Source organism: Rhizobium sp. PvP014 (assembly GCF_017876855.1).
In the GTDB taxonomy this organism is placed as follows: Bacteria; Pseudomonadota; Alphaproteobacteria; order Rhizobiales; family Rhizobiaceae; genus Neorhizobium; species Neorhizobium soli.
Genome location: NZ_JAGIOT010000002.1, coordinates 2,426,801 through 2,451,598, shown reverse-complemented (window position 1 = coordinate 2,451,598; position 24,798 = coordinate 2,426,801). Strand labels below are relative to the sequence as shown.

The following is a 24,798-nucleotide window of genomic DNA, read 5'->3' as shown; positions in this document are numbered from 1 at the left end:
TTCAGCCTTAAGAGCCTGATTTCGTGCCAGCAAGCGCGCGCGAAAGAGTTCCGCTCACGAGATTTTCAACCTGTACCCGCGCATCCAGCTTGCGCTTGAAGTCGGTAGACGCAGATTTCGCGGCGTCCGGCAGCGTATCCCACTGCTGGGCGGCAGCCTGCAGGTCGCCGTTGCGCAACCGGTCCTCGATGCGCGATACGATCGCGTCGACCGTGTCACCCTCGACATCGCCGACGCGGCGAACCTTGACCACCGACATGGCGGAGGACAGAAGCCGGCCGGCAATGCCCTGGTCGGGATCTGCAGGCACAGACGCCTGGATGATCGCATCCGCGACGGCGGGAAACTCGCTCTGCAGCTGTTCACGCGACGGCGCGCCGTCTGCGGCGAATGTCTTGAGCTCGGCGATCGCGGGATCGTCGCCGGCAATGTTCGTATAGGCCTGAAGCTCTGCCTCGAACGAGCCGCCACGATCGATGGCGGCCTTCAATCCGGCAGCAGCGACGGCGCGGGCAACCTGCTGTTCCGGGCCGCGATCGTTGATCTGGGCCTCGGCCGCTTCCAGCCGACGGGAAAGCTCGGCCGTCTGCGTGGCTGCCGCAGCCTTGGTATCTGCCAGCTGCTGCTGGAGGGCATTCAAGCTTTCTTCGGTCGGACCGCCGGAATTCTGCGCGACAGAACTTTCCAGCGCCTGAACGCGGCTTGCGAGTTCCGTATCGGGAGACGCCGGCTGGCTGCGCAGCGTCTGGATATCCTGGCGAAGAGCTTCGATTTCGTCCGACAGTTCGGTCGAGCCGGATGCTGCGGGGGTCGATGATGGAAGATAACCGGCATACTGCATGCTGCCCGCCAGCAGAAGCGCGACGATGCCGCCGAAAATGCCGGCAGCAATCAGCGTGGACGCCGAGGTCCCACCGGAGCGGGTGGCTTGCTGGGCGTCCGATGCCTTGTCAAAGGTTTCATGCTTAGCGGCAGGTTCGTCAAAACCGGGCGTGGGCGACGGGGTGAATTCCTCGGTCGGCGAGGGGGCAGCGTCACGAGCAGCGTCTGTCGCAATCGGTGCGTCCGGCTCGGTCACAACCGGATCGGCTGTTCCCGTCACACCTGGCTCGTCTCGCCCATGGGAGCTATCCGGCTCGCCGGTCACGTGGGTGTCGGTCTCTTCAGGCACGGTCGATGTCACCGGCTCGCCGGCCAGCGGGATGGCATCCGTCGTCTCAGAAGCTTCGACTTTTTCCGAAGCGGTTTCCGGGATGTCGCTGTCATTGCTGCGCACGGGCTCGGCCACCACGCCAGCGCCATCGGCCGTCAGGTCGATCGTGACCGGTTCTTTCTCCGCCATCGATCGGCGGGGTGGTTTTTCCGTTACCATCTCGACCTCTTTTCGCATCTGCTCAGGGAAAGTAGTTGGTGGGGCAGGGTAAGGAAAGGGGAGCGAGAGAATTTGGCTTGGCACTATGGTGAAAGAAACGCGAAAAGTGCGTCTTCGTCGGGTGTTTCAGCGACGAAGATAGCAGGATGAAATTTTTCAGGCACCGCGGTAGCGACGTTTTTGCTGAGGCAGATGACCTGCAAATGTTCGATCGAGGCTGCAAACGGCTGCACGAGTTCGAAGAACAGCGCGGCGTTGTGGCGCGAATAGAGAAGGACTGCGTCGGCCGCCGGACGGGTCAGAAGTGGTTCGATGATCTCGGTCCGGTAGCCGACCTTGACCATCCGGTAGATCTCGATCGTTTTGCAGGCGATGTCGCGGGCGTGTAACCCGTCCTCCAAATCCGGCGAACGCGGATTGCCGGCAAGATAGAGGAGACTGGATGTTTCGCCGACATCCTGGGCGATCCTCTCCACCAGATCATGCCCGGTGCCATCGCCGCAGCGGATATCGGTAAAGCCGAGGGTGCGTGCTGCCTCGCCGGTCGCTTCGCCGACGGCGTATATCTGCGTGGACAGGCGATGCCGGAGTTCGTGTCCAAGTTCGCCAAGCACGCGAACGGCTTCGGCGCTGGTCACGACAAGTGCGGAATGGGGTTCGGACAGCGCTTCTCGGGCGATCTCCAGGTGATGCTCGGCGCGGGTGAGCGGCAGGAAGACCGGCTGATGGCCAAGGGTTTCGAGCCGTGCTGCGGTTCGCCGGGCGGAATGGTCAGGGCGGGTAACGATGACCCGCATGGCGTCAGACCCAGCCTTCGAAGAAGCCCGGTCCGGCAGCGGCGCGGACGGTTTCTCCGGCCTGGCGACCAAGCGTTTCCGCATCCGCCCGTCGGCCGCTGATGTCGACCGCATGTTCGGTCGATCCGTCCGGCGTCAGGATCAGGCCTGAAAATTTCAGATGATCACCGTCGCAGATCGCGTAGCCGCCAATCGGCGTCCGGCATGAGCCATCGAGGGCTGCCAGAAACGCGCGCTCGCAACTGACCGCGTCAAAGGTGGGACAGTCGTTGACGGCTTTCAGCAGGTCATCGATGGCCGTGTCGCCGATGCGGCTCTCGAGGCAGATCGCGCCCTGTGCAGGCGCTGGCGGAAAATCGACGGGGTCGAGCAGTTCGGTCGCAACTTCCTCGCGGGCCAGCCGCTTCAGCCCGGCATACGCCAAAAGCGTCGCGTCCACATGGCCTTCATTGAGCTTGCGAAGGCGCGTGCCGACCGATCCGCGAAAAATCGCGACCTGGATATCGGGACGGAGACGGCGCACCAGCGCCTGGCGCCGAAGCGATGCGGTTCCGACGGTCGCACCATCTGGCAGGGCTTTGAGGCTCGGCGCCGTGCGGCCGATCACGGCGTCGCGGATATCCTCGCGGGGCAGGTAGGCGGAGATGTAAAGGTCCTCCGGAAGCTTGGTCGGCATGTCCTTTGAGGAATGGACCGCGAAGTCGAGATCTCCGGATGAGAGCTTTTCTTCCAGTTCCAGCGTGAACATGCCCTTGCCACCGATCTCGCTCAGGGCGCGGTCGGTGATGCGGTCGCCGGTCGTGGACAGGACGACAATTTCGAACATTTCCTCCGGAAGGTCATGGGCTGCCATCAACCGTGCACGGGTTTCGGCCGCCTGGGCGAGCGCCAGCGGGCTGCCCCGCGTTCCTATCCGGAAAGGTTTTGTTTGCATCCGCGTCATTCCATTGTTACCGGAAGCCCTCGTAAACCTGTTTTCCTCTTCAATCAACGATAGGTCATGGCGGCATTTCTTCGCATCCTCGGCATTGAAACAAGCTGCGACGAAACCGCGGCCGCCATTGTCGTGCGCCACGAGGACGGTCGTGGCGAAATCCTCTCCGATGTCGTGTTCTCGCAACTCGACGAACACAGCGCCTATGGCGGCGTCGTGCCCGAGATTGCGGCGCGCGCCCATGTGGAGGCGCTGGATGGCCTGATCGAGGAGGCGCTTTCGCGCGCCGACGTCTCGCTCAATGAGATCGATGCGGTGGCGGCGACCTCCGGTCCCGGCCTGATCGGCGGACTGATCGTCGGGCTGATGACGGCGAAGGCGATTGCGCGCGCCACCGGCAAGCCTCTGATGGCGATCAACCATCTCGAGGGACATGCGCTGACGGCGCGGCTGACGGACGGATTGTCGTTCCCCTATCTCATGCTGCTGGTCTCCGGCGGCCATACGCAGTTGGTTCTTGTGCGCGGCGTCGGCGATTATGAGCGCTGGGGCACCACGATCGACGATGCGCTGGGCGAAGCCTTCGACAAGACGGCAAAGCTGCTTGGCCTGCCATACCCGGGCGGTCCGGCCGTCGAGAAGGCGGCGCTGACGGGCAATCCCGATCGTTTTCAATTGCCGCGGCCGCTGGTTGGTGAAGCCCGGCTGGACTTTTCCTTCTCCGGTCTCAAGACCGCCGTGCGTCAGGCCGCGACCGAGATCGCGCCGCTGTCCGAGCAGGATATCGCCGACATCTGCGCCTCGTTCCAGAAGGCGATCTCGCGAACGCTGCGCGACCGGATCGGGCGTGGACTTGCGCGGTTTGCCAAGGAATTTGGCCATCTGGATGTCGGTCCTGCGCTGGTGGTTGCGGGCGGCGTTGCCGCCAACCAGGAGATCCGCCGCACGCTGCAGGCGCTCTGCATCGAACACGGATTTCGCTTTATTGCGCCGCCGATGAAACTTTGCACCGACAACGCGGCCATGATCGCCTGGGCAGGGCTTGAACGTCTGGCCGAAGACATGCCGTTCGACGGGATGGATGTCGCGCCGCGCTCACGCTGGCCGCTGGATGCCAATGCGCAGACGCTGCTTGGCTCCGGCAAACGGGGTGCCAAGGCATGAACGGGGCAGAGATGCCGCAGGAACGGATCGTCGTGATCGGGGCCGGCGCCTTCGGCACGGCACTGGCAGCCGTCATCGCGCTCGAAGGTCGTCACCCGGTAACGCTGATCGGCCGCAATACCGGCCTGATGGCCGATCTCCAAAACGACCGGGTGCATGATGCGGCACTTCCCGGCGTGCAGCTGCCGGATGATCTCGAATTTTCAGCCGAACCCGACGCCATCTCGGAGGCGAGCATCGTGCTGTTTGCCATGCCGTCGCAGGCGCAGAGCGATGCGGCGCGGTATTACGGTCCATATCTCGCAAAGGATGCGGCGGTCGTTACCTGTGCCAAAGGCATCGACCGCATGTCGGGCCGTCTGCTGACGGACGTGCTGGAAACGTCGCTTCCAGATCACCAGATCGCGGTTCTCTCCGGTCCCGGTTTTGCGTTCGACATCGCGCGGGGGCTTCCGACGGCGATGGCGCTTGCGGCGGAGGACCAACTGCTCGCGGAGCGTCTGGCGACCGTGCTGTCCAGCCGGACCTTCCGGCTTTACGCCTCGTCCGACCGGATCGGCGTGCAGCTCGGCGGGGCGATGAAGAACGTGCTGGCGATTGCCTGCGGCATCGTCGAGGGCGCAGGCCTTGGTGATTCGGCCCGTGCCGCGCTCATTTCGCGCGGACTTGCGGAAATGTCGCGTCTGGTCGAGGCGATGGGCGGCAAGGCGGATACGGTGCGGGGCCTGTCCGGTCTCGGCGATCTGGTGCTTACCGGTACCAGCCACCAGTCCCGCAATCTGCGCTTCGGCATTTCGCTCGGGCAGGGGCAGCCGGCATCGGCGTCCAGCGGACCGCTGGTCGAAGGCGCCTTTGCCGCGTCGGTCGCTGCCCAGCTCGCGCAGACCCACTCCGTCGATCTGCCGGTGACGGAGGCCGTTGCCGCGATCATCGACGGACGGCTTGGCGTGGCTGACGCGATGGAACGCCTGATGACCCGCCCGATCACGACGGAATAGATCAACCCAAGGAGAGAACGATGCTGTTTGCCTTCCTCTGCACCGACAAGCCCGGCCATCTCAACGTCCGGATGGAAACCCGTCCGGTCCATCTCGAACATCTCAACAAGCTGAATGCCGACGGCACGCTGAAGTTTGCCGGTCCTTTCCTGGACGATGAAGGCAAGCCGAATGGCAGCCTGGTCGTGGTTGAAGCCGCCGATATGGCGGCTGCCCGCACGCTTGCCGAGGCCGATCCCTATTACCTCGCCGGCCTGTTCGAGACGGTCGATGTGAAGCCGTGGAACTGGACGATCAACAAGCCTGCGGAGTGAGATAACCATGGCCTATTGGCTCTATAAATCCGAACCGGATGTCTGGTCTTGGGAGCAGCAGAAGGCCAAGGGAAAAGCTGGCGAGGAATGGACCGGCGTGCGCAACTATCAGGCCCGCAACAACATGCGGGCCATGAAGATTGGCGACAAGGGGTTCTTCTATCACTCGAACGAGGGGCTGGAGATCGTCGGCATCGTCGAAGTCTGCGCGCTGTCGCATCCGGATTCCTCGGCCAAGGGCGATCCGAAGTGGGACTGCGTCGATATTCGCGCCGTCGAGGACGTGCCGAAGCCGATCACACTGAAGGATATCAAAGCCAATCCGCAGTTCGAAAAGATGGCGCTGGTCACCTCGATGCGGCTTTCGGTGCAGCCGGTGACGGAAGAGGAATATCTCGAGATCTGCCGGTTGGGTGGTGTCAAGAACCCGCCCCGCTCGCCGGACTGACGCGTCCTTGAAAACCGACCCTGCGACCTTCATCCTCGCCAACACGGATGTGACCGCGCCGCCGCATGTTCCGGAGATCCGGCTTCATCTGGCGACCGAGGCGCATGACCTCTGGCTGAAGACCGAGGAAGAGTTGCAGGCAATCGGTCTGCCGCCGCCGTTCTGGGCCTTTGCCTGGGCCGGCGGGCAGGGGCTCGCCCGCTATATTCTCGATCATCCCGATACAGTTGCCGGCAAGCGGGTGCTGGATTTCGCATCGGGATCCGGGCTGGTGGCGATTGCGGCAAAACAGGCTGCTGCAGCCCACGTGCTCGCCGCCGATATCGATCCCTGGACGGAAGCGGCGGTGAGGCTCAACGCTGCAGAGAACGACGTCTCTATATCCTTCACGTCGCAAGATCTGATCGGGCGAGAGATCGAGGCGGATGTGCTGCTCGCCGGCGACGTGTTCTACGATCGCGGCATGGCCGATCTGTTGATACCGTGGTTTACCCGGTTATCGGAAGCGGGAAAGGTCGTTCTGGTCGGTGATCCCGGCAGGAGCTACTGCCCCAAGGATCGGCTTACCGAGATGGCCGTCTACCAGGTACCCGTCACCCGGGCACTTGAAGACAGCGAGGTCAAAAAGACGACCGTGTGGCAGTTCGCCTGAGACGACTATCGGCCGCCGCGAATGACGCAGACGCCGGCTTCAAACGAGCAGGATTTGTTCGAGGCCACCGCGTTGCCGCCCATCTCCTGCGCCACATCGATCACCTTGGCTTTCGGGGCGAGTGCCACACTGCGGCGTTCCTGCTGCGGCCAGTAGATATCGTCGCGCACAAGATAGGTCCCATTGCCCGGGACCGAGTATGCCTGGATCGAACCTGCATAAGTATCAATCCCGCGCGTGAAGGATGACGAGCCCCGATCAAAGCGACCCGATGCGTAAGTACGGGTCATCCGGTTGATCTCGGCAGGACGGTTGCGTCGTCCGTCACCCTGGCGATCCCAGCGATTGTTTTCGACGAACTGGTGGCGATGGCCTCTGTCGTATCCACGGTCGGCATAGCCCTGATGGTGATGCCTGCGATCTGCCGCAGAAGCGACCGATGCGAAGGCTACGAGCGCTGCTGCGGCGATGACAAGGGGCTTGATCCGGTGACTGATCATGACGAACTCCGCGACACACAGGTTAACGAAACATTAACATGGAGCGAAAGCGGGTTTCTGGCAAGAAACCAATTGTTCGGGTTTGCCAGATATCGTGCCGCGATCTGGAAAACCCGAGACCTTGAGAAAAACACAATCGATTAAATTCTCGATCGTTTAGAATTGTTCTTGTCGTTGGGGAATTCCAAGATTAAACCACGCGAATGATGCAATGCACATTTTCTCGGCAGCGTGCATTGCCAAGGGCTCCCGCTCTTTGACGCATTACGACGCCGCGAGGTTCTGATGGCGAATGTGACTAACAACCGGCCTCTGTCGCCGCATCTCTCAATCTACAAGCCAATCCCCACAATGGTCATGTCGATCGTTCACCGTATCACCGGTGGCGCTCTGTATTTCGGCACGATCCTTGTCGCGTGGTGGCTGATCGCTGCAGCAAGCGGCCCGGCTTACTACGACTGGGCCAACTGGGCGCTCGGCAGCATTCCCGGCAAGCTGGTTCTTCTCGGCTATACATGGGCGCTGATCCACCACATGCTCGGCGGCTTCCGCCACTTCATGTGGGACTTGGGCCGTGGCTTCGAGAAGGAATTTTCGACCAAGCTCGCCATCGCCAACATCATCGCATCGCTCTGTCTGACCGTGCTGGTCTGGGTGGTCGGCTTCATCGTTCGCTAAGGAACAGCTTCCATGGATATGCGCACCCCGCTCGGTAAGGTCCGCGGACTGGGCTCCGCCAAAGACGGTACCGAACATTTCTGGCGCCAGCGGATGACCGCCGTCGCCAACGTGCCGTTGATGACCTTTTTCGTGATCTTCATGATCATTTATGCCGGCAAGCCGTTTGCCGAAGTGGTCGAGGCGCTGTCGAACCCGTTCGTCGCTGTTGTCATGGGCCTTGTCGTGATCTCGGGCATCATCCACATGAAGCTCGGCATGCAGGTCATCATCGAGGACTACGTGCACAGCGAGTTCGCGAAGGTCCTGTTCGTCATGCTCAACACATTCTTCTCGATCCTGATCGCCGGGCTTTGTCTGTTCGCCGTTCTGAAGATCGCTTTCGTAGGATAATCCGTCATGGCATCCGTCACCCCCATCGCTCCAGGCGCCTCTCAGACCGGCAAGGCCTATACCTATGTCGACCATTCCTACGACGTGATCGTCGTGGGTGCCGGCGGTGCAGGATTGCGCGCCACGCTCGGCATGGCCGAACAGGGCTTCAAGACGGCCTGCATCACCAAGGTCTTCCCGACCCGTTCGCACACGGTCGCAGCGCAGGGCGGCATTGCCGCCTCGCTGCAGAACATGACACCCGATTCGTGGCAGTGGCATCTCTATGACACCGTCAAGGGTTCCGACTGGCTTGGCGACGTTGACGCCATGCAGTACATGGTCATGGAAGCACCCAAGGCCGTTTACGAACTCGAACATTACGGCGTGCCTTTCTCGCGCAACGAAGAAGGCAAGATCTACCAGCGCCCGTTCGGCGGCCACATGCAGAACTTCGGTGCAGGCCCGCCGGTGCAGCGCACCTGCGCTGCCGCTGACCGCACCGGCCACGCCATCCTGCACACGCTCTACGGCCAGTCGCTGAAGCACAACGCGGAATTCTTCATCGAGTATTTCGCGCTCGACCTGATCATGTCGGATGATGGTCGCTGCACAGGCGTCGTTGCCTGGAACCTCGACGACGGCACGATCCATCGCTTTACCGCCAAGATGGTGGTTCTGGCGACCGGCGGTTACGGCCGCGCCTATTTCTCGGCAACCTCCGCCCATACCTGCACCGGCGACGGCGGCGGCATGGTGGCGCGTGCCGGCATGCCTCTTCAGGACATGGAATTCGTCCAGTTCCACCCGACCGGCATCTATGGTTCGGGCTGTCTCATCACCGAGGGTGCACGCGGCGAAGGCGGCTACCTCGTGAATTCCGAGGGCGAGCGCTTCATGGAGCGCTATGCGCCCTCCGCGAAGGATCTGGCCTCGCGTGACGTGGTCTCGCGTTGCATGACGCTTGAAATCCGCGAAGGTCGCGGCGTCGGCAAGAACAAGGATCACATCTTCCTGCATCTCGACCATCTCGATCCGGCCGTGCTGCACGAACGCCTTCCCGGCATTTCAGAAAGCGCCAAGATCTTTGCGGGCGTCGACGTGACGCGCGAGCCGATCCCGGTTCTGCCGACGGTGCATTACAACATGGGCGGCATCCCGACCAATTACTGGGGCGAGGTGCTGAATGCCGACAGCAACAACCCGGAACGCATCCTGCCCGGCCTTATGGCCGTCGGTGAAGCGGGTTGCGCCTCGGTGCACGGTGCCAACCGTCTCGGCTCCAACTCGCTGATCGATCTCGTCGTGTTCGGCCGTGCTGCCGCCATCCGCGCCGGCCAGGTGATCGACCGCGTCGGACCAATCCCGGCATTGAACACGGCCGCCTGCGACAAGATCATGGACCGCTTCGACAGCCTGCGCCACGCCAGCGGCTCCACGCCGACGGCGATCCTGCGCGACAAGATGCAGCGCACCATGCAGGATGATGCCGCCGTGTTCCGCACACAGGAGTCGCTGGAATCCGGTTGCAAGCGCATGTCGGCAATTTGGGGCGAAATGCGCGACGTGAAGGTCACCGACCATTCGATGATCTGGAACTCGGATCTCGTCGAAACGCTCGAACTGCATAACCTGATGGCGAACGCGATCACCACGGTCTACGGCGCCGAAGCGCGCAAGGAAAGCCGCGGTTCTCACGCACGCGAGGACTATACGGACGGCGCGTTTTCCGGCCGCGACGACGTGACCTGGCGCAAGCATACGCTTGCCTGGGTCAACGACGCGGGCGACGTGAAGCTCGACTATCGCCCGGTCCACACGGACCTGATCGCCGACGGCATCGATCCTTACAAGATCGAGCCGAAAGCGCGCGTGTATTGATCTGAGGAAACTGGAACATGGTTGAACTCGCTCTGCCCAAGAATTCCCAGATGACCGAAGGCAAGGTCTGGCCGAAGCCGGATGGTGCCACGAACGTCCGGGAATACCGCGTCTACCGCTGGAGCCCGGATGACGGCCAGAACCCGCGCATCGATACGTTCTACATCGATATCGACGACTGCGGCCCGATGGTTCTCGATGGTCTTCTCTACATCAAGAACAATATCGACCCGACGCTGACACTGCGCCGTTCGTGCCGCGAAGGCATTTGCGGTTCCTGCGCCATGAACATCGACGGCACCAACACGCTTGCCTGCACCAAGGGCATGGACGACGTGAAGGGAACGGTCAAAGTCTATCCGCTGCCGCATATGCCTGTGGTCAAGGACCTGGTTCCGGATCTCACGAACTTCTACGCCCAGCACCGCTCGATCGAGCCCTGGCTGAAGACCGTCTCGCCGACGCCTGCCAAGGAGTGGAAGCAGAGCCACGACGACCGCCAGAAGCTCGACGGTCTCTACGAGTGCATTCTCTGCGCCTGCTGCTCGGCATCCTGTCCCAGCTACTGGTGGAACGGCGACCGCTATCTCGGTCCGGCTGTTCTGCTTCAGGCCTATCGCTGGCTGATCGACTCCAGAGACGAAGCCAAGGGCGAACGCCTCGACAATCTCGAGGATCCGTTCCGGCTCTATCGCTGCCACACGATCATGAACTGCGCGCAGACCTGCCCGAAGGGTCTGAACCCTGCCAAGGCGATTGCCGAAATCAAGAAGATGATGGTCGAGCGCCGCGTCTAGTAAAACCTTACAGTATCCCGACCCTGCAGACGCACGGTCGGGATTTTTCGATTAAAACAGCTCGCGTAATCGTGACAGTTGTCGTGCCTTCGCCAAATAGCGCCGGTATGACTTGATTAACTAAGTCCTTTTACGGTAATTCCGTCTCAATTGAATGGATCAGTTCCATGCAGAGATGCGGCTGAAAGCAGGAGTTTTGTGATGCAGTTCAGATATGTGGCGACAGGCGTTGTTCTTGCGCTGGCTCTTGCCGGTTGCCAGCGGACGTCCAATACCTCCTCTTATGCTGATCTGCCAGCACAGCCCTCCCGGCCCGCGCCGCTTCAGGCACAGCCTGTTCAGGGTGTGCAGGGCGGCCAGCTTCCACCTCCGGGTGGTGCAGCCCAATATCCGACGGCGCCTCAGGGTGGCCAGCAGATGGCATCCGTCGATCCGAATGCTGCGGCGCCTGCCAATGCTCTCGATATTACCAAGCAGCAGATGGTCGGCAACTGGCGCGTTGCCAATGGCGGCTCGTCCTGCGACATGTTCCTGACGCTCACCAATCTCGGCAGCGGATCGCGCGGCGGCACCCGTGGCTGCTCCGGCGAACTGACGACGATGGGTTCGTGGGAAGTGTCGGGCAAGATGGTTCAGTTCAAGAACCGCGCCGGCGACGTCATCGGCCGCGTCTACAAGAGCGGCGATACCCGTTTCGACGGCACCACCAATTCGGGCCAGCCTCTCGGTCTCAGCCGGTAAACGGTCTGCGGAGGCGGCAGGGTGGAGCCGATCCCGGACTACACATCGAGCGTCGGTGAAGAGCTGAAGGCACTGGCGGCGTCCGGGGTGCTGACTCCGGACACTGCGCAGATGCAGGTGGCCGCCAAGCTCGACCACATTCTCAAATGCTTCAGAGACACGAAGCCAGCCAAGAAGACGAGTGCTCTCGGCTGGCTGTTTGCCCGCGGTGGCGGCAAGCCGCGGGAAATCCGCGGGCTCTATGTGCATGGCAGCGTCGGTCGCGGCAAGACCATGCTGATGGACATGTTCTTCAAGAAGGCATCCATCGCAAAAAAGCGGCGTCTGCACTTTCACGAATTCATGGCCGACGTGCATGGACGTATCCACGAGCACCGTCAAAAGCTGAAACGCGGCGAGACGAAACAGGCAGATCCGGTGCCGCCGATCGCTGCGGCCCTATTCGCAGAAGCGGAACTTCTCTGCTTTGACGAATTCTCGGTGACCGATATCACCGATGCGATGATCCTTGCACGTCTGTTCACGGAATTGTTCGGCCTTGGATGCGTTCTCGTCGCGACATCGAACGTAGCCCCCGACGATCTCTACAGGGATGGCCTCAACCGCGGTCTGTTCACGCCGTTCATCGCGCTGCTCGGCCGCTACGTGGATGTCGTCACGCTGGACTCGCCAACCGACTACCGGATGCAGAAGCTGGCGAGCCTGCCCGTCTATGTGACGCCTCTCAGCCCCCAAGCGGATCTGGCGATCGAGAACACCTGGCATCAGGTGATCGACGGCGAGAAGGCGAGCCCCGTCGAGTTGCCGATGAAAGGTCGCACCATCAAGGTGCCGCTGGCGTCCGGCCGGGCTGCACGGTTCAGCTTCTCGGACTTGTGTGAAAAACCGCTAGGCGCGTCGGACTATCTGGCGATCGCCGATCGCTTTGACGCTGTCTTCATCGAGCACGTCCCGCAGCTCGGACCCGAAAAGCGCAACGCAACCAAGCGCTTCATCAATCTCGTCGATGCGTTCTACGACCATTCGGTCAGACTCTACGTCTCGGCCGCGAGCGAACCGGATCAGCTTTTGTTGGAGAAGCGCGGCACCGAGGGGTTCGAGTTCGATCGAACAATTTCCCGTCTCTGGGAGATGCGGAGCGCCGATTACCTCGCTCTGCACAACGCAAAGCGTCAAGAAGCCTGACACTTTCATGACAGAAGTTCTTACGTTTACGTAAGGTAATTGGTATCTAACCGATTGAAAAATATCACTCCGAAATAATCGATTGCGATTTTTCCGATATGGCGCTATCGGTGGCGCCGCACGTGAACCTGCTATGACTTGACGCAGGTAAAGTCTTGAGAGGAAGCTTTTCGATGGCGCGCAAGAAAATTGCACTTATTGGTTCGGGCATGATCGGTGGCACGCTGGCACATCTTGCCAGCCTGAAGGAGCTGGGCGACATCGTCCTCTTCGACATTGCTGACGGCATCCCGCAGGGCAAGGGCCTCGATATTGCCCAGTCCGGTCCCGTCGAAGGCTTCAACGCCAAGCTTTCCGGTGCCAGCAACTATTCCGCCATCGAAGGCGCTGATGTCTGCATCGTCACTGCCGGCGTTGCCCGCAAGCCCGGCATGAGCCGCGACGATCTGCTCGGCATCAACCTGAAGGTGATGGAACAGGTCGGCGCCGGTATCAAGAAATACGCCCCGAACGCATTCGTCATCTGCATCACCAACCCGCTCGACGCGATGGTCTGGGCGCTGCAGAAGTTCTCCGGCCTGCCGAAGAACATGGTCGTCGGCATGGCCGGCGTGCTCGACTCGGCTCGTTTCCGCCTGTTCCTGTCGGAAGAGTTCAACGTTTCCGTCCAGGACGTCACGGCCTTCGTTCTCGGCGGCCACGGCGACACGATGGTGCCGCTCGCCCGCTACTCGACCGTTGGCGGCGTTCCGCTCACCGATCTCGTCAAGATGGGCTGGGTCACTGCCGAGCGTCTCGAAGAAATCATCCAGCGCACCCGTGACGGTGGCGCTGAAATCGTCGGCCTGCTGAAGACCGGTTCTGCCTACTACGCTCCGGCTGCTTCGGCGATCGAGATGGCCGAATCCTTCCTCAAGGACAAGAAGCGCGTTCTGCCTGCCGCTGCTTACCTGTCCGGCCAGTACGGCGTGAAGGACATGTATGTCGGCGTTCCCACGATCATCGGTGCCGGTGGTATCGAGCGGATCATCGAAGTCGAATTCAACAAAGACGAAGAAGCTGCCTTCGCGAAGTCGGTCGGCGCTGTTTCGGCTCTCTGCGAAGCCTGCATCAATATCGCGCCTGCGCTGAAGTAATCGCCTTCGGGCGCACGGATTTAAGGATACGTCGATGAACATTCATGAATATCAGGCCAAGGCCCTCCTGAAGGGTTATGGCGCACCGGTTGCGGAAGGTGTTGCAATCTTCTCCGCAGAAGAAGCCGAAGCTGCTGCAAAGCAGCTGCCGGGTCCGCTTTACGTGGTCAAGAGCCAGATCCACGCAGGTGGCCGCGGCAAGGGCAAGTTCAAGGAACTCGGACCGGAAGCCAAGGGCGGCGTTCGCCTGGCTTTCTCGATCGATGAAGCTAAGAGCCATGCCAAGGAAATGTTCGGCAACACGCTGGTAACTGCGCAGACCGGTGATGCCGGCAAGCAGGTCAACCGCCTCTATATCGAAGATGGCGCAGACATTGCCCGCGAACTCTATTGCTCGCTGCTCGTCGACCGCTCGGTCGGCCGCGTTGCCTTCGTCGTTTCGACCGAAGGCGGCATGGACATCGAAGCTGTCGCTCACGACACGCCCGAGAAGATCCACACGATCGCGATCGATCCGGAAGCCGGCGTGACTGAAGCAGACATCGCTGCGATCTCTTCGGCGCTTGAACTGTCGGGTGCTGCTGCGGAAGATGCAAAGTCGCTGTTCCCGCTGCTCTACAAGGCCTTCAACGAGAAGGACATGGCGCTCCTCGAGATCAACCCGCTGATCGTCATGAAGGACGATCACCTGCGCGTTCTCGATGCCAAGATGTCCTTCGACGGCAACGCGATCTTCCGCCATGACGACGTCAAGGCGCTGCGCGACGAGTCGGAAGAAGACGCCAAGGAAATCGAAGCCTCCAAGTGGGACCTCGCTTACGTGGCGCTCGACGGCAACATCGGCTGCATGGTCAACGGTGCCGGTCTCGCCATGGCGACCATGGACATCATCAAGCTTTACGGCAAAGAGCCTGCAAACTTCTGCGACGTTGGCGGTGGCGCCGGCAAGGAGAAGGTCGCTGCAGCCTTCAAGATCATCACGGCTGACCCGAAGGTCGAGGGCATCCTCGTCAACATCTTCGGCGGCATCATGAAGTGCGACGTCATCGCCGAAGGCGTTGTCGCAGCGGTTCAGGAAGTCGGCCTCAAGGTTCCGCTCGTCGTGCGCCTCGAAGGCACCAATGTCGAGCTGGGCAAGAAGATCCTCAACGAATCGGGTCTTGCGATCACGGCTGCTGACGATCTCGACGATGCTGCCAAGAAGATCGTCGCGGCGATCAAAGCCTAATTTGGGGACCTGATAATGTCTATTCTCGTTAACAAGAATACCAAGGTCCTGGTTCAGGGCCTGACCGGCAAGACCGGAACGTTCCACACCGAACAGGCGCTTGCCTACTACGGCACGCAGATGGTCGGCGGTATCCATCCGAAGAAGGGTGGCGAAACCTGGACCGGTTCGAAGGGCGAAAGCCTGCCGATCTATGCGACCGTCGCCGAAGCCAAGGAAAAGACCGGCGCCGATGCGTCCGTGATCTACGTTCCGCCGGCCGGTGCAGCTGACGCGATCATCGAGGCGATCGAAGCCGAGATCCCGTTCATCACCTGCATCACCGAAGGCATTCCGGTCATGGACATGGTTCGCGTCAAGGCTCGCCTCGACCGTTCCAACTCGCGCCTGCTCGGCCCGAACTGCCCGGGCGTTCTCACGCCGGAAGAATGCAAGATCGGCATCATGCCGGGCTCGATCTTCCGCAAGGGTTCGGTCGGTATCGTCTCGCGCTCCGGCACGCTGACTTACGAAGCCGTGTTCCAGACGTCCAACGAAGGCCTCGGTCAGACGACGGCTGTCGGCATCGGCGGCGATCCGGTCAAGGGCACCGAGTTCATCGACATCCTGGAAATGTTCCTCGCAGACGAAGCCACGCAGTCGATCATCATGATCGGCGAAATCGGCGGCTCGGCTGAAGAAGAAGCGGCACAGTTCCTGATCGACGAAGCCAAGAAGGGCCGCAAGAAGCCGATGGCAGGCTTCATCGCCGGCCGGACCGCTCCGAAGGGCCGCACCATGGGCCATGCCGGTGCTGTCGTTTCCGGCGGCAAGGGCGATGCGGAATCCAAGATCGCTGCCATGGAAGCAGCCGGTATCAAGGTTTCGCCTTCGCCGGCACGTCTCGGCACGACGCTGGTTGAAGTCCTCAAGGGCTAACGCCACATAAAGGTCACCCATCGCCGATAGATAGACGGCGATGGACCAGACATCAAATGACCCGCGGGTTGCTGCATGCGACCTGCGGGTAAGTCGCTCCAGGGTAGGTCTACCCGAGGTAGGTTTACTAAAGAGCGGCGCCGCTCGCAGCGGTATCGAGCCATACGTCAGAGAATGCGGTTTCCGGTCAATTCATCCGGTGCCGATCAGGTCAGGAGGCGGGCGCGGCGCCCGCGGGAAGCAATGGCACGGCAAGAAGCCAACGAACAGTTCCTCATCACGTCTTTCCTCGATGGTGCGAACGCTGCCTATATCGAGCAGCTCTATGGGCGCTACGAAAGTGATCCAACGTCGCTTTCCGAGGAATGGCAGGCCTTCTTCAAGGCGCTGGCAGACAGCCCCGAAGATGTCAGGAAGGCCGCGCAGGGCGCCTCCTGGAAACGTTCGAACTGGCCGATCCCCGCCAATGGCGATCTGATCTCGGCACTCGACGGCAACTGGCCGATCGTCGAAAAGGCGATCGAGACCAAGGTCAAGGCGAAGGCGGAAGCATCCGCTGCAGTGACCGGCCAGCCGGTGCAGCAGACCGACGTTCTGCAGGCGACCCGCGACAGCGTTCGCGCCATCATGATGATCCGTGCCTACCGCATGCGCGGCCATCTGCACGCCAAGCTCGATCCGCTCGGGATCGCGAGCCCGGTCGACGATTACAACGAGCTGTCGCCGAAGTCCTACGGCTTCGAAGAGAGCGATTACGATCGCAAGATCTTCATCGACAACGTTCTCGGCCTTGAATACGCGTCCGTTCGCGAAATGATCGAGATCCTCGAGCGCACCTATTGCTCGACCATCGGCGTCGAATTCATGCACATGTCCAACCCCGAGGAAAAGGGCTGGATCCAGGAGCGTATCGAAGGTCCCGCCAAGGGCGTCACGTTCACGCCTGAAGGCAAGAAGGCGATCCTTTCGAAGCTGGTCGAAGCCGAAGGCTACGAGCAGTTCCTCGACGTGCGCTTCAAGGGCACCAAGCGTTTCGGCCTGGATGGCGGTGAATCGCTCATCCCGGCGCTGGAGCAGATCATCAAGCGCGGGGGTCAGGAAGGCCTCGAGGAAGTCATCCTCGGCATGGCCCACCGCGGTCGTCTGAACGTCTTGACCAACGTCCTCGGCAAGCCGCATCGCGCCGTGTTCCACGAGTTCAAGGGCGGTTCGTTCAAGCCCGACGAAGTCGAGGGTTCGGGCGACGTGAAATACCATCTGGGTGCCTCGTCGGACCGCGAGTTCGACGGCAACAAGGTTCACCTGTCGCTGACCGCCAACCCGTCTCACCTGGAAATCGTCAACCCTGTCGTCATGGGCAAGGCCCGCGCCAAGCAGGACATGCTGACCAAGGTCTGGGACAAGGACAACATCATTCCGCTGTCCGAGCGCGCCAAGGTTCTGCCGCTGCTGCTGCACGGCGATGCAGCCTTTGCCGGCCAGGGCGTGACGGCTGAAATTCTCGGCCTGTCGGGTCTGCGCGGCCACCGCGTGGCCGGCACGATGCATGTCATCATCAACAACCAGATCGGCTTTACCACCAATCCTGGCTTCTCGCGTTCGTCGCCTTATCCGTCTGATGTTGCCAAGATGATCGAGGCGCCGATCTTCCACGTCAACGGTGACGATCCGGAAGCGGTCGTTTACGCGGCCAAGATCGCCATCGAATACCGGATGAAGTTCCACAAGCCGGTCGTGGTCGACATGTTCTGCTACCGCCGCTTCGGCCATAACGAAGGCGACGAGCCTGCGTTCACGCAGCCGAAGATGTACAAGGTCATCCGCGCGCACAAGGCCGTGGCGGAGATCTATGCCGAACGTCTGATCGGCGAAGGTGTCATCACCGAAGGCGAATTCGAGAAGATGAAGGCCGACTGGCGCGCCAATCTCGAAACAGAGTTCGAGGCCGGCCAGAGCTACAAGCCCAACAAGGCCGACTGGCTTGACGGCCAGTGGTCGGGTCTTCGCTCCGCCGACAATGCGGACGAGCAGCGCCGCGGCAAGACCGCGATGCCGATCAAGGATCTGAGAGAGATCGGCCGCAAGCTGTCGACCATTCCGGAAGGCTTCAACGCCCACCGTACGATCAAGCGTTTCATGGATAACCGTGCGCAGATGATCGAGACCGGTGAAGGGATCGACTGGGCCATGGCGGAAGCGCTGGCGTTTGGATCGCTCACCGTCGAAGGGACGAAGATCCGTCTTTCGGGTCAGGATTGCGAACGCGGCACGTTCTCCCAGCGTCACTCGGTTCTATACGATCAGGAAACCGAAGAGCGCTACATCCCGCTTTCCAACCTTCAGGCTGGCCAGGGCAAGTACGAAGTCATCAACTCGATGCTGTCGGAAGAAGCGGTGCTCGGGTTCGAATACGGCTACTCGCTGGCGCGTCCAAACGCGCTGACGCTCTGGGAAGCCCAGTTCGGTGACTTCGCCAACGGCGCGCAGGTCGTGTTCGACCAGTTCATTTCATCGGGCGAACGCAAGTGGCTGCGCATGTCGGGTCTCGTCTGCCTTCTGCCGCACGGCTACGAAGGGCAGGGTCCGGAGCACTCCTCCGCTCGCCTGGAACGCTGGCTGCAGATGTGCGCCGAAGACAACATGCAGGTCGCAAACGTCACGACGCCATCAAACTACTTCCACATCCTGCGCCGTCAGGTGAAGCGCGACTTCCGCAAGCCGCTGATCCTGATGACGCCGAAGTCGCTGCTGCGCCACAAGCGCGCAACCTCGACGCTGGCGGAAATGGCGGGCGAAAGCTCGTTCCACCGCCTGCTGTGGGACGACGCGGAGATGATCAAGGACGGTCCGATCAAGCTGCAGAAGGATGCGAAGATCCGTCGCGTCGTGATGTGTTCGGGCAAGGTCTATTACGATCTGCTGGAAGAGCGCGAAAAGCGCGGCATCGACGACATCTATCTGCTGCGCATCGAACAGCTCTATCCGTTCCCGGCCAAGGCGCTCATCAACGAGCTCAGCCGCTTCCGCAATGCGGAAATGGTCTGGTGCCAGGAAGAGCCGAAGAACATGGGTTCGTGGTCGTTCATCGATCCGTATCTCGAATGGGTTCTGGCGCATATCGATGCCAAGTATCAGCGCGTCCGGTATACCGGCCGTCCGGCGGCAGCATCGCCTGCAACCGGCCTGATGTCCAAGCATCTGGCACAGCTGGAAGCCTTCCTCGAAGACGCTCTCGGCGGCTGATTTATCAGCCGTCTCCACCAATTGCTCCGAAACGATATCTGACAAACACGGAAAATAGATCATGGCCACCGAAATCCGCGTCCCTACCCTCGGCGAGTCCGTTAGCGAGGCAACCGTCGGCACCTGGTTCAAGAAGGTCGGCGACACGGTCAAGGCCGATGAGCCGCTGGTCGAACTGGAAACCGACAAGGTTACTGTCGAAGTCCCAGCTCCAGCCTCCGGCGTTCTGACAGAGATCGTCGCCCAGAACGGCGAGACCGTCGGCCTCGACGCACTGCTCGGCCAGATCTCGGCCGGCGGTGCTGGTGCCGGCACTGCCGCACCGGCTGCACAGCCGGCGGAAGCCGCTCCGGCAAAGGCTGCCGAACCCGCAGCTGCTGCCCCGGCACCTGCTGCCGCCGCAGCGCCTGCCGGTGGCTCGTCCATGCCGCCAGCACCGGCTGCCGCCAAGGTTGCTGCCGACAACAACATCTCCACCTCGGATGTCGACGGTTCCGGCAAGCGCGGTCAGGTGCTCAAGGGCGATGTGATCGCTGCCATTTCCAAGGGCCCGGCTGCTCCGGCTTCGGTTCCGGCAGCTCCGCGCCCGGTTTCGTCGGCTGACGATGCATCGCGCGAAGAGCGCGTGAAGATGACGCGTCTGCGCCAGACGATCGCCAAGCGCCTCAAGGATGCGCAGAACACCGCCGCCATGCTCACCACCTATAACGAGGTGGACATGAAGGCTGTGATGGACCTTCGCAACCGATACAAGGACGTTTTCGAGAAGAAGCACGGCGTGAAGCTGGGCTTCATGGGCTTCTTCACCAAGGCGGTCACGCACGCGCTGAAGGAACTGCCGGCCGTCAACGCCGAGATCGACGGCACTGACCTGATCTACAAGAACTACTGCCACGTCGGCATGGCCGTCGGCACCGACAAGGGCCTCGTCGTTCCTGTCATCCGCGATGCCGACCAGCGCTCGATCGCCGGTGTCGAAAAGGAACTCGGCCGTCTCGCCAAGGCCGCCCGCGATGGTACGCTGTCGATGGCAGACATGCAGGGCGGTACGTTCACCATCACCAATGGCGGCGTTTACGGTTCGCTGATGTCGTCGCCGATCCTCAACGCGCCGCAGTCGGGTATCCTCGGCATGCACAAGATCCAGGAGCGTCCGGTTGCGATCGGCGGCCAGGTCGTGATCCGTCCGATGATGTATCTGGCACTGTCCTACGATCACCGTATCGTCGATGGCAAGGAAGCGGTCACCTTCCTGGTTCGCGTCAAGGAAAGCCTGGAAGATCCGGAACGTCTGGTTCTCGATCTGTAATTTGCGGAGAGCATAATGGACGCCGCTTCAGCCAATGCGACCTATCTTCTGGTACTTCTGTGCCTGAGCGTCGTCCTGCTTCTCGTGCATATTCTGCTGCAGGGAAATTTCGCCACCAAGGATCGCGGCACGGCATGGAATGCCGGTCCGCGTGACGGCGACAACGAACCCAAGAGCGTGATGGCCGGTCGTACGGCCCGCGCTTCGCGAAACTACCAGGAAACCTATCCTGCCTTTGTCGGACTTCTCCTGGCGATGATCCTCACGGGTGACTCGTCGGGCTTCGGTCTGTTCGGGGCTGCGGTCTGGCTGGTGGCGCGGATCGTCTACATTCCACTTTATCTCAAGGGCATTCCGTATGTCCGCTCGCTTGTATGGCTGGTCAGCCTCGTCGGCCTCGCGCTGATGATGATCGCACTGTTCGTGTGACCGCCTCCTGCTCAATCAAAAGGATAGTCTGATGGCTTATGATGTTGTCGTAATCGGATCCGGCCCGGGCGGCTATGTCTGCGCAATCAAGGCGGCGCAGCTCGGCCTCAAGGTCGCTGTCGTCGAAAAGCGCTCCACCTACGGCGGTACCTGCCTCAACATCGGCTGCATTCCCTCCAAGGCGCTGCTGCATGCTTCGGAAATGTTTGCGCATGTGGCGCATGGCGTGGAAGAACTCGGCGTCGAGGTCCCTGCACCCACGCTGAACCTTTCGAAGATGATGGCCCACAAGGATGCGACGGTAAAGTCGAACACCGACGGCGTTGCCTTCCTGTTCAAGAAGAACAAGATCGACGGCTTCATCGGCACCGGCAAGATCGTCTCGGCCGGCAAGGTTTCGGTCACCGGTGAAGACGGCAAGATCCAGGAAATCGAGACGAAGAACATCGTCATCGCCACCGGCTCCGACATCGCCGGCATCCCGGGCGTCAATGTCGACATCGACGAGAAGGTCATCGTCTCCTCGACGGGCGGTCTTACGCTCGACAAGGTCCCGGCCAACATGATCGTTGTCGGCGGCGGTGTCATCGGCATGGAGCTCGGTTCGGTCTGGTCGCGTCTCGGCGCCAAGGTCACCGTGATCGAATATCTCGACAAGCTGCTCGGCTCGATGGACGCGGACGTTTCCAAGCAGTTCCAGCGCATGATGGCCAAGCAGGGCATGGACATCCGCACCGAAGCCAAGGTTACCGGCGTCGAGAAGACTGAAACCGGCGCCAAGGTCACCTATGAGCCGGTCAAGGGTGGCGATGCCGTCAGCCTCGAAGCCGATGTCGTGCTGATCTCCACCGGCCGCAAGCCATACACAGCAGGCCTTGGCCTCGAAGAAGCAGGCGTTGCGCTCGACAATCGCGGTCGCGTCGAAATCGACGGCGGCTACAAGACCAATGTTGCCGGCATTTACGCGATCGGCGACGTGGTGAAGGGCCCGATGCTGGCCCACAAGGCTGAAGACGAGGGCGTCGCTCTCGCAGAAATCCTCTCCGGCCAGCACGGTCACGTGAACTACGACGTCATTCCGTCTGTCGTTTACACCCAGCCGGAAGTGGCATCGGTCGGCCGCACGGAAGAAGAGTTGAAGGCTGCAGGCATCGCCTACAAGGTCGGCAAGTTCCCGTTCACGGCGAACGGTCGCGCCCGCGCGATGCTCGCCACCGACGGCTTCGTCAAGATCCTCGCCGACAAGGAAACCGATCGCGTTCTCGGCGGCCACATCGTCAGCTTCGGCGCCGGCGACATGATCCACGAGATTGCCGTACTGATGGAATTCAGCGGTTCGTCCGAAGATCTCGGCCGCACCTGCCACGCTCACCCGACCCTGTCGGAAGCCGTGAAGGAAGCCGCACTCGCGACCTTTGCCAAGCCGATCCATATGTGATCGGCGACAATATCGCATCGGAAAACCGGCCCCGTAACAGGGCCGGTTTTTTTGTGTCCGGTTGACGGGTGTACGTCCCTCGCCAGAGGGCTCAGTTCACAGCGGTGACTGTAAAACCCTGCTTGCGCAACAGCTCGACGAGACCGTCAACGCCCGGCAGGTGCAGTGCGCCGACGGCGATGAAGGTGCTGCCTTCGTTAAGGATAGGGGATGCGCGCTCGGCCATCAGCAGGTTGCGCTTGCGCACCACCAGTTCCTCGAATTCGGCATAGCCGCTATCATCGTCCTCGCCCTCAGGCACGACGGTCTTCAGGAAGGGGATGGTCATGCCCATGTCGCCGGACAGATAGAGCCCGGTCATCGTCTCGAACACGTCGTCCAGCTTGGGACCGAGCTTGATCGCCTCGATCAGCGACTTCATGTGGATATCGACCGGAATGGCAGCCAACGTCGAAAGCTGCTCGGCAAAGGTCTCAAGCCCCTTCACCGACTTGCCGGCTTTCGCCGCATCCAGCGCCAGCTGCTTGTCGAGGAAAGGGGTGTTCTGGGTCTTGCGGGCCATCTCGCAGGCGGGCATCGAGACGAGGCCCATCAGCAGCCAGGGCTTCATTCTTGAGACGGCAGCGAGCGGCACGCCGCGCTGTTTCAGGGCATCGCTGAGAAGTGCGAGATCATCCTTCGTCAGCAGGCTCTCGATCGAGGTGCCATCGGTAAACATCGTCAGCTCCGGCTTGGACAGCATGCCGGCCATTGCCTTCTGCTCGTCGAGCACTTCGTCCGACTCGACGACGATAGTCTTTGCATCCGCGCGCGCGGCATCTGCGCCCTCAGGCATTTTCAGAACGCGTGGATCGGTCACATGCATGGTGCCGAGAAGGTAGGACGGGGGGAGGCCGGCTTTCTCGATTTTCCAGAAGATGCCGCGGCCGTTGGGGATTTTTTCGCCCTCTGCGACAACCTGCCGATAGGCGGCCGGATCGTTGGCCTTCATCTCCGCGATCAGGTCCCGCCCGGTGCAGGCCGCCGTTTCTGCGCGGGCGGCAAGCGATGTGATCACGAGACAGACCGAGGCCAGCAGCAGAACGTGCAGGGCGGCAAGCAACCAAAGCGCCGCCGTCTGGGCGCGTTGAAGGATTGTGCCGGCGAAAATGCTGCGGATCATGTCATCAGTCCCAATTGTTGGGATCACCCTAGCGGCACGGCTCGAACAGCTGCTTAACCGATGTGGTTAAGGATGGGTTCATGCCCTTGGGTGGGCGCGGTCGTAGACTTCGAGCAGTCTCGACGTATCGACGCCCGTATAGACCTGCGTGGTGGAAAGGCTGGCATGTCCCAGCAGTTCCTGGATCGTGCGCAGATCGCCGCCTCCGGCGAGAAGATGGGTCGCAAACGAATGGCGCAGCGCATGCGGCGTGGCGCTGTCCGGCAGGTTGAACGCGCTTCTGAGCTTCTGCATCTCGCGCTGGATGATCGCCGGCTGAAGCGTCTTGCCGCGCGCACCGCGGAACATCGGGGCATCGGCGGCGAGGTGGTAGGGGCAGAGTTTCCTATAGGTCTCGACCGCTTCGAGGATGACCGGAAGCAGCGGCACGATGCGCATTTTGCCGCCTTTGCCGAGAATGCGAAGGGAGGTTGCGCCTGCGTCGACATCGGCGGGCGTCAGGCCCAGCGCTTCGGAAATGCGCAGGCCGCAGCCGTAGAGCAGCGTCAGGATGGCTGCATCCCGTGCCGCGATCCACGGCTCCTCGTGTAGTTGCGCCTCTGAGGTGACGATGTTCAGAGCCTGGGTGTCAGTCAGCGGCTTTGGCAGCGATTTCGGCTGGCGCGGGGCACGGATGGCACCGGCTGCTGCGGCGTTCACCAGTCCCTTGCGCTCCAGATACCGCAGGAACGACCGCAGTCCCGCGAGGTGACGGCCGAGCGAACGCGCACCGGAGCCTTCGCGGCGACGTGCAGCCAGAAAACTTCTCAAGTCTGCCGGACGCAGCGTATGGATATCGGCAATCGTCGGCGGTCCGGCGAGGTGCGTGGTCAGAAAAGTCAGGAATTGCCGCGTGTCGCGCTCATAGGCGTCGAGCGTGTTGGGCGAGAGCCGGCGCTCGCCACTCAGGCTTTCCAGCCATTCGCGGCGCCTCTCGAGGAGATCGGGGGCAGCGATAATGAGCAGTTCGTTCATGAGGGCGACGTTGATTTCCGTGGCATGCCGCCCCAGATTGCTCCCAGCAACGTTACGGAATCCCTAAAGGCGCAGTAACTCTGCCATT

General features: G+C 61.4%; 24 protein-coding genes. 18 read left to right on the top strand and 6 right to left on the bottom strand.

Going from position 1 to position 24,798, the window contains the following annotated elements:
• Positions 1-7 precede the first annotated feature (7 nt).
• The 3 genes from J3A65_RS16460 to hemC all read right to left on the bottom strand — a co-directional run bounded on the left by J3A65_RS16460 (position 8) and on the right by hemC (position 3,103).
• Complete coding sequence (locus tag J3A65_RS16460; RefSeq protein ID WP_245341567.1) at positions 8-1,372, bottom strand: mitofilin family membrane protein; 1,365 nt, start codon at positions 1,370-1,372, stop codon at positions 8-10.
• Positions 1,373-1,455: 83 nt separating this feature from the next.
• Positions 1,456-2,169 carry a uroporphyrinogen-III synthase gene (locus J3A65_RS16455; RefSeq protein WP_062462456.1) on the bottom strand — a complete coding sequence of 238 codons (714 nt, stop codon included), beginning with the start codon at positions 2,167-2,169 and terminating at the stop codon, positions 1,456-1,458.
• Between the two features lie 4 nt (positions 2,170-2,173).
• Positions 2,174-3,103 carry a hydroxymethylbilane synthase gene (gene hemC, locus J3A65_RS16450; RefSeq protein WP_062462652.1) on the bottom strand — a complete coding sequence of 310 codons (930 nt, stop codon included), beginning with the start codon at positions 3,101-3,103 and terminating at the stop codon, positions 2,174-2,176.
• 66 nt (positions 3,104-3,169) lie between these two features.
• On the opposite strand from hemC, the gene tsaD reads away from it, so the two are divergent.
• The 5 genes from tsaD to J3A65_RS16425 are packed head-to-tail and all read left to right on the top strand — an operon-like array spanning position 3,170 to position 6,679.
• Positions 3,170-4,267 (top strand): tRNA (adenosine(37)-N6)-threonylcarbamoyltransferase complex transferase subunit TsaD, encoded by a 1,098-nt coding sequence (tsaD, locus tag J3A65_RS16445; RefSeq protein ID WP_209902318.1) that lies wholly within the window; start codon positions 3,170-3,172, stop codon positions 4,265-4,267.
• 11 nt (positions 4,268-4,278) lie between these two features.
• On the top strand, positions 4,279-5,265 hold the full coding sequence (locus J3A65_RS16440; protein ID WP_209903568.1) for an NAD(P)H-dependent glycerol-3-phosphate dehydrogenase: 987 nt from the start codon (positions 4,279-4,281) through the stop codon (positions 5,263-5,265).
• Positions 5,266-5,285: 20 nt separating this feature from the next.
• Positions 5,286-5,579, top strand: a complete 294-nt coding sequence (locus J3A65_RS16435; protein WP_062462464.1) for a YciI-like protein — start codon at positions 5,286-5,288, stop codon at positions 5,577-5,579.
• A 7-nt stretch (positions 5,580-5,586) separates the two neighbouring features.
• Entirely contained in the window at positions 5,587-6,027 is a 441-nt protein-coding gene (locus J3A65_RS16430) for an EVE domain-containing protein (RefSeq protein ID WP_062462467.1), read from the top strand.
• Between the two features lie 7 nt (positions 6,028-6,034).
• Positions 6,035-6,679, top strand: a complete 645-nt coding sequence (locus J3A65_RS16425) for a methyltransferase (protein ID WP_209902316.1) — start codon at positions 6,035-6,037, stop codon at positions 6,677-6,679.
• A gap of 5 nt (positions 6,680-6,684) precedes the next feature.
• On the opposite strand, the gene J3A65_RS16420 is transcribed toward J3A65_RS16425, so the two are convergent.
• Positions 6,685-7,179 (bottom strand): hypothetical protein, encoded by a 495-nt coding sequence (locus J3A65_RS16420; protein ID WP_209902314.1) that lies wholly within the window; start codon positions 7,177-7,179, stop codon positions 6,685-6,687.
• Positions 7,180-7,464: 285 nt separating this feature from the next.
• Here J3A65_RS16420 and sdhC point away from each other — a divergent pair, with 285 nt between their 5' ends.
• The 13 genes from sdhC to lpdA all read left to right on the top strand — a co-directional run bounded on the left by sdhC (position 7,465) and on the right by lpdA (position 22,534).
• A complete protein-coding gene (gene sdhC, locus J3A65_RS16415) occupies positions 7,465-7,857 on the top strand; it encodes a succinate dehydrogenase, cytochrome b556 subunit (protein WP_062462475.1) in 393 nt (130 codons plus the stop codon).
• A 12-nt stretch (positions 7,858-7,869) separates the two neighbouring features.
• Positions 7,870-8,250: a succinate dehydrogenase, hydrophobic membrane anchor protein gene (sdhD, locus tag J3A65_RS16410; RefSeq protein ID WP_062462477.1), complete on the top strand. Its 381-nt coding sequence runs from the start codon at positions 7,870-7,872 to the stop codon at positions 8,248-8,250.
• 6 nt (positions 8,251-8,256) lie between these two features.
• Complete coding sequence (gene sdhA / locus J3A65_RS16405) at positions 8,257-10,110, top strand: succinate dehydrogenase flavoprotein subunit (protein ID WP_209902311.1); 1,854 nt, start codon at positions 8,257-8,259, stop codon at positions 10,108-10,110.
• 17 nt (positions 10,111-10,127) lie between these two features.
• Positions 10,128-10,907, top strand: a complete 780-nt coding sequence (locus J3A65_RS16400; RefSeq protein ID WP_062462483.1) for a succinate dehydrogenase iron-sulfur subunit — start codon at positions 10,128-10,130, stop codon at positions 10,905-10,907.
• A gap of 201 nt (positions 10,908-11,108) precedes the next feature.
• Positions 11,109-11,648, top strand: coding sequence for a protease inhibitor Inh/omp19 family protein (locus J3A65_RS16395; RefSeq protein ID WP_062581681.1), 540 nt, complete (start codon positions 11,109-11,111; stop codon positions 11,646-11,648).
• A gap of 21 nt (positions 11,649-11,669) precedes the next feature.
• A complete protein-coding gene (gene zapE, locus J3A65_RS16390) occupies positions 11,670-12,833 on the top strand; it encodes a cell division protein ZapE (protein WP_062462489.1) in 1,164 nt (387 codons plus the stop codon).
• Positions 12,834-13,006: 173 nt separating this feature from the next.
• Positions 13,007-13,969, top strand: coding sequence for a malate dehydrogenase (mdh, locus tag J3A65_RS16385; protein WP_209902309.1), 963 nt, complete (start codon positions 13,007-13,009; stop codon positions 13,967-13,969).
• 34 nt (positions 13,970-14,003) lie between these two features.
• Positions 14,004-15,197 (top strand): ADP-forming succinate--CoA ligase subunit beta, encoded by a 1,194-nt coding sequence (sucC, locus tag J3A65_RS16380; protein ID WP_062581685.1) that lies wholly within the window; start codon positions 14,004-14,006, stop codon positions 15,195-15,197.
• A 15-nt stretch (positions 15,198-15,212) separates the two neighbouring features.
• Positions 15,213-16,115: a succinate--CoA ligase subunit alpha gene (gene sucD / locus J3A65_RS16375; protein WP_174197137.1), complete on the top strand. Its 903-nt coding sequence runs from the start codon at positions 15,213-15,215 to the stop codon at positions 16,113-16,115.
• 243 nt (positions 16,116-16,358) lie between these two features.
• Entirely contained in the window at positions 16,359-19,358 is a 3,000-nt protein-coding gene (locus tag J3A65_RS16370; RefSeq protein ID WP_062581691.1) for a 2-oxoglutarate dehydrogenase E1 component, read from the top strand.
• 61 nt (positions 19,359-19,419) lie between these two features.
• A complete protein-coding gene (gene odhB, locus J3A65_RS16365) occupies positions 19,420-20,667 on the top strand; it encodes a 2-oxoglutarate dehydrogenase complex dihydrolipoyllysine-residue succinyltransferase (RefSeq protein WP_209902307.1) in 1,248 nt (415 codons plus the stop codon).
• Between the two features lie 15 nt (positions 20,668-20,682).
• Positions 20,683-21,096 carry an MAPEG family protein gene (locus J3A65_RS16360; RefSeq protein WP_209902305.1) on the top strand — a complete coding sequence of 138 codons (414 nt, stop codon included), beginning with the start codon at positions 20,683-20,685 and terminating at the stop codon, positions 21,094-21,096.
• A gap of 31 nt (positions 21,097-21,127) precedes the next feature.
• Positions 21,128-22,534, top strand: a complete 1,407-nt coding sequence (gene lpdA, locus J3A65_RS16355) for a dihydrolipoyl dehydrogenase (protein WP_209902303.1) — start codon at positions 21,128-21,130, stop codon at positions 22,532-22,534.
• 91 nt (positions 22,535-22,625) lie between these two features.
• Here the strand turns inward: lpdA and J3A65_RS16350 are convergent, their stop codons facing one another.
• Positions 22,626-23,696 carry a TraB/GumN family protein gene (locus J3A65_RS16350; protein WP_209902301.1) on the bottom strand — a complete coding sequence of 357 codons (1,071 nt, stop codon included), beginning with the start codon at positions 23,694-23,696 and terminating at the stop codon, positions 22,626-22,628.
• A gap of 78 nt (positions 23,697-23,774) precedes the next feature.
• Positions 23,775-24,710 carry a tyrosine recombinase XerC gene (locus J3A65_RS16345; protein WP_192085728.1) on the bottom strand — a complete coding sequence of 312 codons (936 nt, stop codon included), beginning with the start codon at positions 24,708-24,710 and terminating at the stop codon, positions 23,775-23,777.
• Positions 24,711-24,798 lie beyond the last annotated feature (88 nt).

What these genes read in the sequence shown, in the direction of transcription:
- J3A65_RS16460 (WP_245341567.1), bottom strand. Translation starts at nt 1,372, where the DNA reads ATGGTAACGGAAAAACCACCCCGCCGATCGATGGCGGAGAAAGAACCG.
- J3A65_RS16455 (WP_062462456.1), bottom strand. Translation starts at nt 2,169, where the DNA reads ATGCGGGTCATCGTTACCCGCCCTGACCATTCCGCCCGGCGAACCGCA.
- hemC (WP_062462652.1), bottom strand. Translation starts at nt 3,103, where the DNA reads ATGCAAACAAAACCTTTCCGGATAGGAACGCGGGGCAGCCCGCTGGCG.
- tsaD (WP_209902318.1), top strand. Translation starts at nt 3,170, where the DNA reads ATGGCGGCATTTCTTCGCATCCTCGGCATTGAAACAAGCTGCGACGAA.
- J3A65_RS16440 (WP_209903568.1), top strand. Translation starts at nt 4,279, where the DNA reads ATGCCGCAGGAACGGATCGTCGTGATCGGGGCCGGCGCCTTCGGCACG.
- J3A65_RS16435 (WP_062462464.1), top strand. Translation starts at nt 5,286, where the DNA reads ATGCTGTTTGCCTTCCTCTGCACCGACAAGCCCGGCCATCTCAACGTC.
- J3A65_RS16430 (WP_062462467.1), top strand. Translation starts at nt 5,587, where the DNA reads ATGGCCTATTGGCTCTATAAATCCGAACCGGATGTCTGGTCTTGGGAG.
- J3A65_RS16420 (WP_209902314.1), bottom strand. Translation starts at nt 7,179, where the DNA reads ATGATCAGTCACCGGATCAAGCCCCTTGTCATCGCCGCAGCAGCGCTC.
- sdhC (WP_062462475.1), top strand. Translation starts at nt 7,465, where the DNA reads ATGGCGAATGTGACTAACAACCGGCCTCTGTCGCCGCATCTCTCAATC.
- sdhD (WP_062462477.1), top strand. Translation starts at nt 7,870, where the DNA reads ATGGATATGCGCACCCCGCTCGGTAAGGTCCGCGGACTGGGCTCCGCC.
- sdhA (WP_209902311.1), top strand. Translation starts at nt 8,257, where the DNA reads ATGGCATCCGTCACCCCCATCGCTCCAGGCGCCTCTCAGACCGGCAAG.
- J3A65_RS16400 (WP_062462483.1), top strand. Translation starts at nt 10,128, where the DNA reads ATGGTTGAACTCGCTCTGCCCAAGAATTCCCAGATGACCGAAGGCAAG.
- J3A65_RS16395 (WP_062581681.1), top strand. Translation starts at nt 11,109, where the DNA reads ATGCAGTTCAGATATGTGGCGACAGGCGTTGTTCTTGCGCTGGCTCTT.
- mdh (WP_209902309.1), top strand. Translation starts at nt 13,007, where the DNA reads ATGGCGCGCAAGAAAATTGCACTTATTGGTTCGGGCATGATCGGTGGC.
- sucC (WP_062581685.1), top strand. Translation starts at nt 14,004, where the DNA reads ATGAACATTCATGAATATCAGGCCAAGGCCCTCCTGAAGGGTTATGGC.
- sucD (WP_174197137.1), top strand. Translation starts at nt 15,213, where the DNA reads ATGTCTATTCTCGTTAACAAGAATACCAAGGTCCTGGTTCAGGGCCTG.
- J3A65_RS16370 (WP_062581691.1), top strand. Translation starts at nt 16,359, where the DNA reads ATGGCACGGCAAGAAGCCAACGAACAGTTCCTCATCACGTCTTTCCTC.
- odhB (WP_209902307.1), top strand. Translation starts at nt 19,420, where the DNA reads ATGGCCACCGAAATCCGCGTCCCTACCCTCGGCGAGTCCGTTAGCGAG.
- J3A65_RS16360 (WP_209902305.1), top strand. Translation starts at nt 20,683, where the DNA reads ATGGACGCCGCTTCAGCCAATGCGACCTATCTTCTGGTACTTCTGTGC.
- lpdA (WP_209902303.1), top strand. Translation starts at nt 21,128, where the DNA reads ATGGCTTATGATGTTGTCGTAATCGGATCCGGCCCGGGCGGCTATGTC.
- J3A65_RS16350 (WP_209902301.1), bottom strand. Translation starts at nt 23,696, where the DNA reads ATGATCCGCAGCATTTTCGCCGGCACAATCCTTCAACGCGCCCAGACG.
- J3A65_RS16345 (WP_192085728.1), bottom strand. Translation starts at nt 24,710, where the DNA reads ATGAACGAACTGCTCATTATCGCTGCCCCCGATCTCCTCGAGAGGCGC.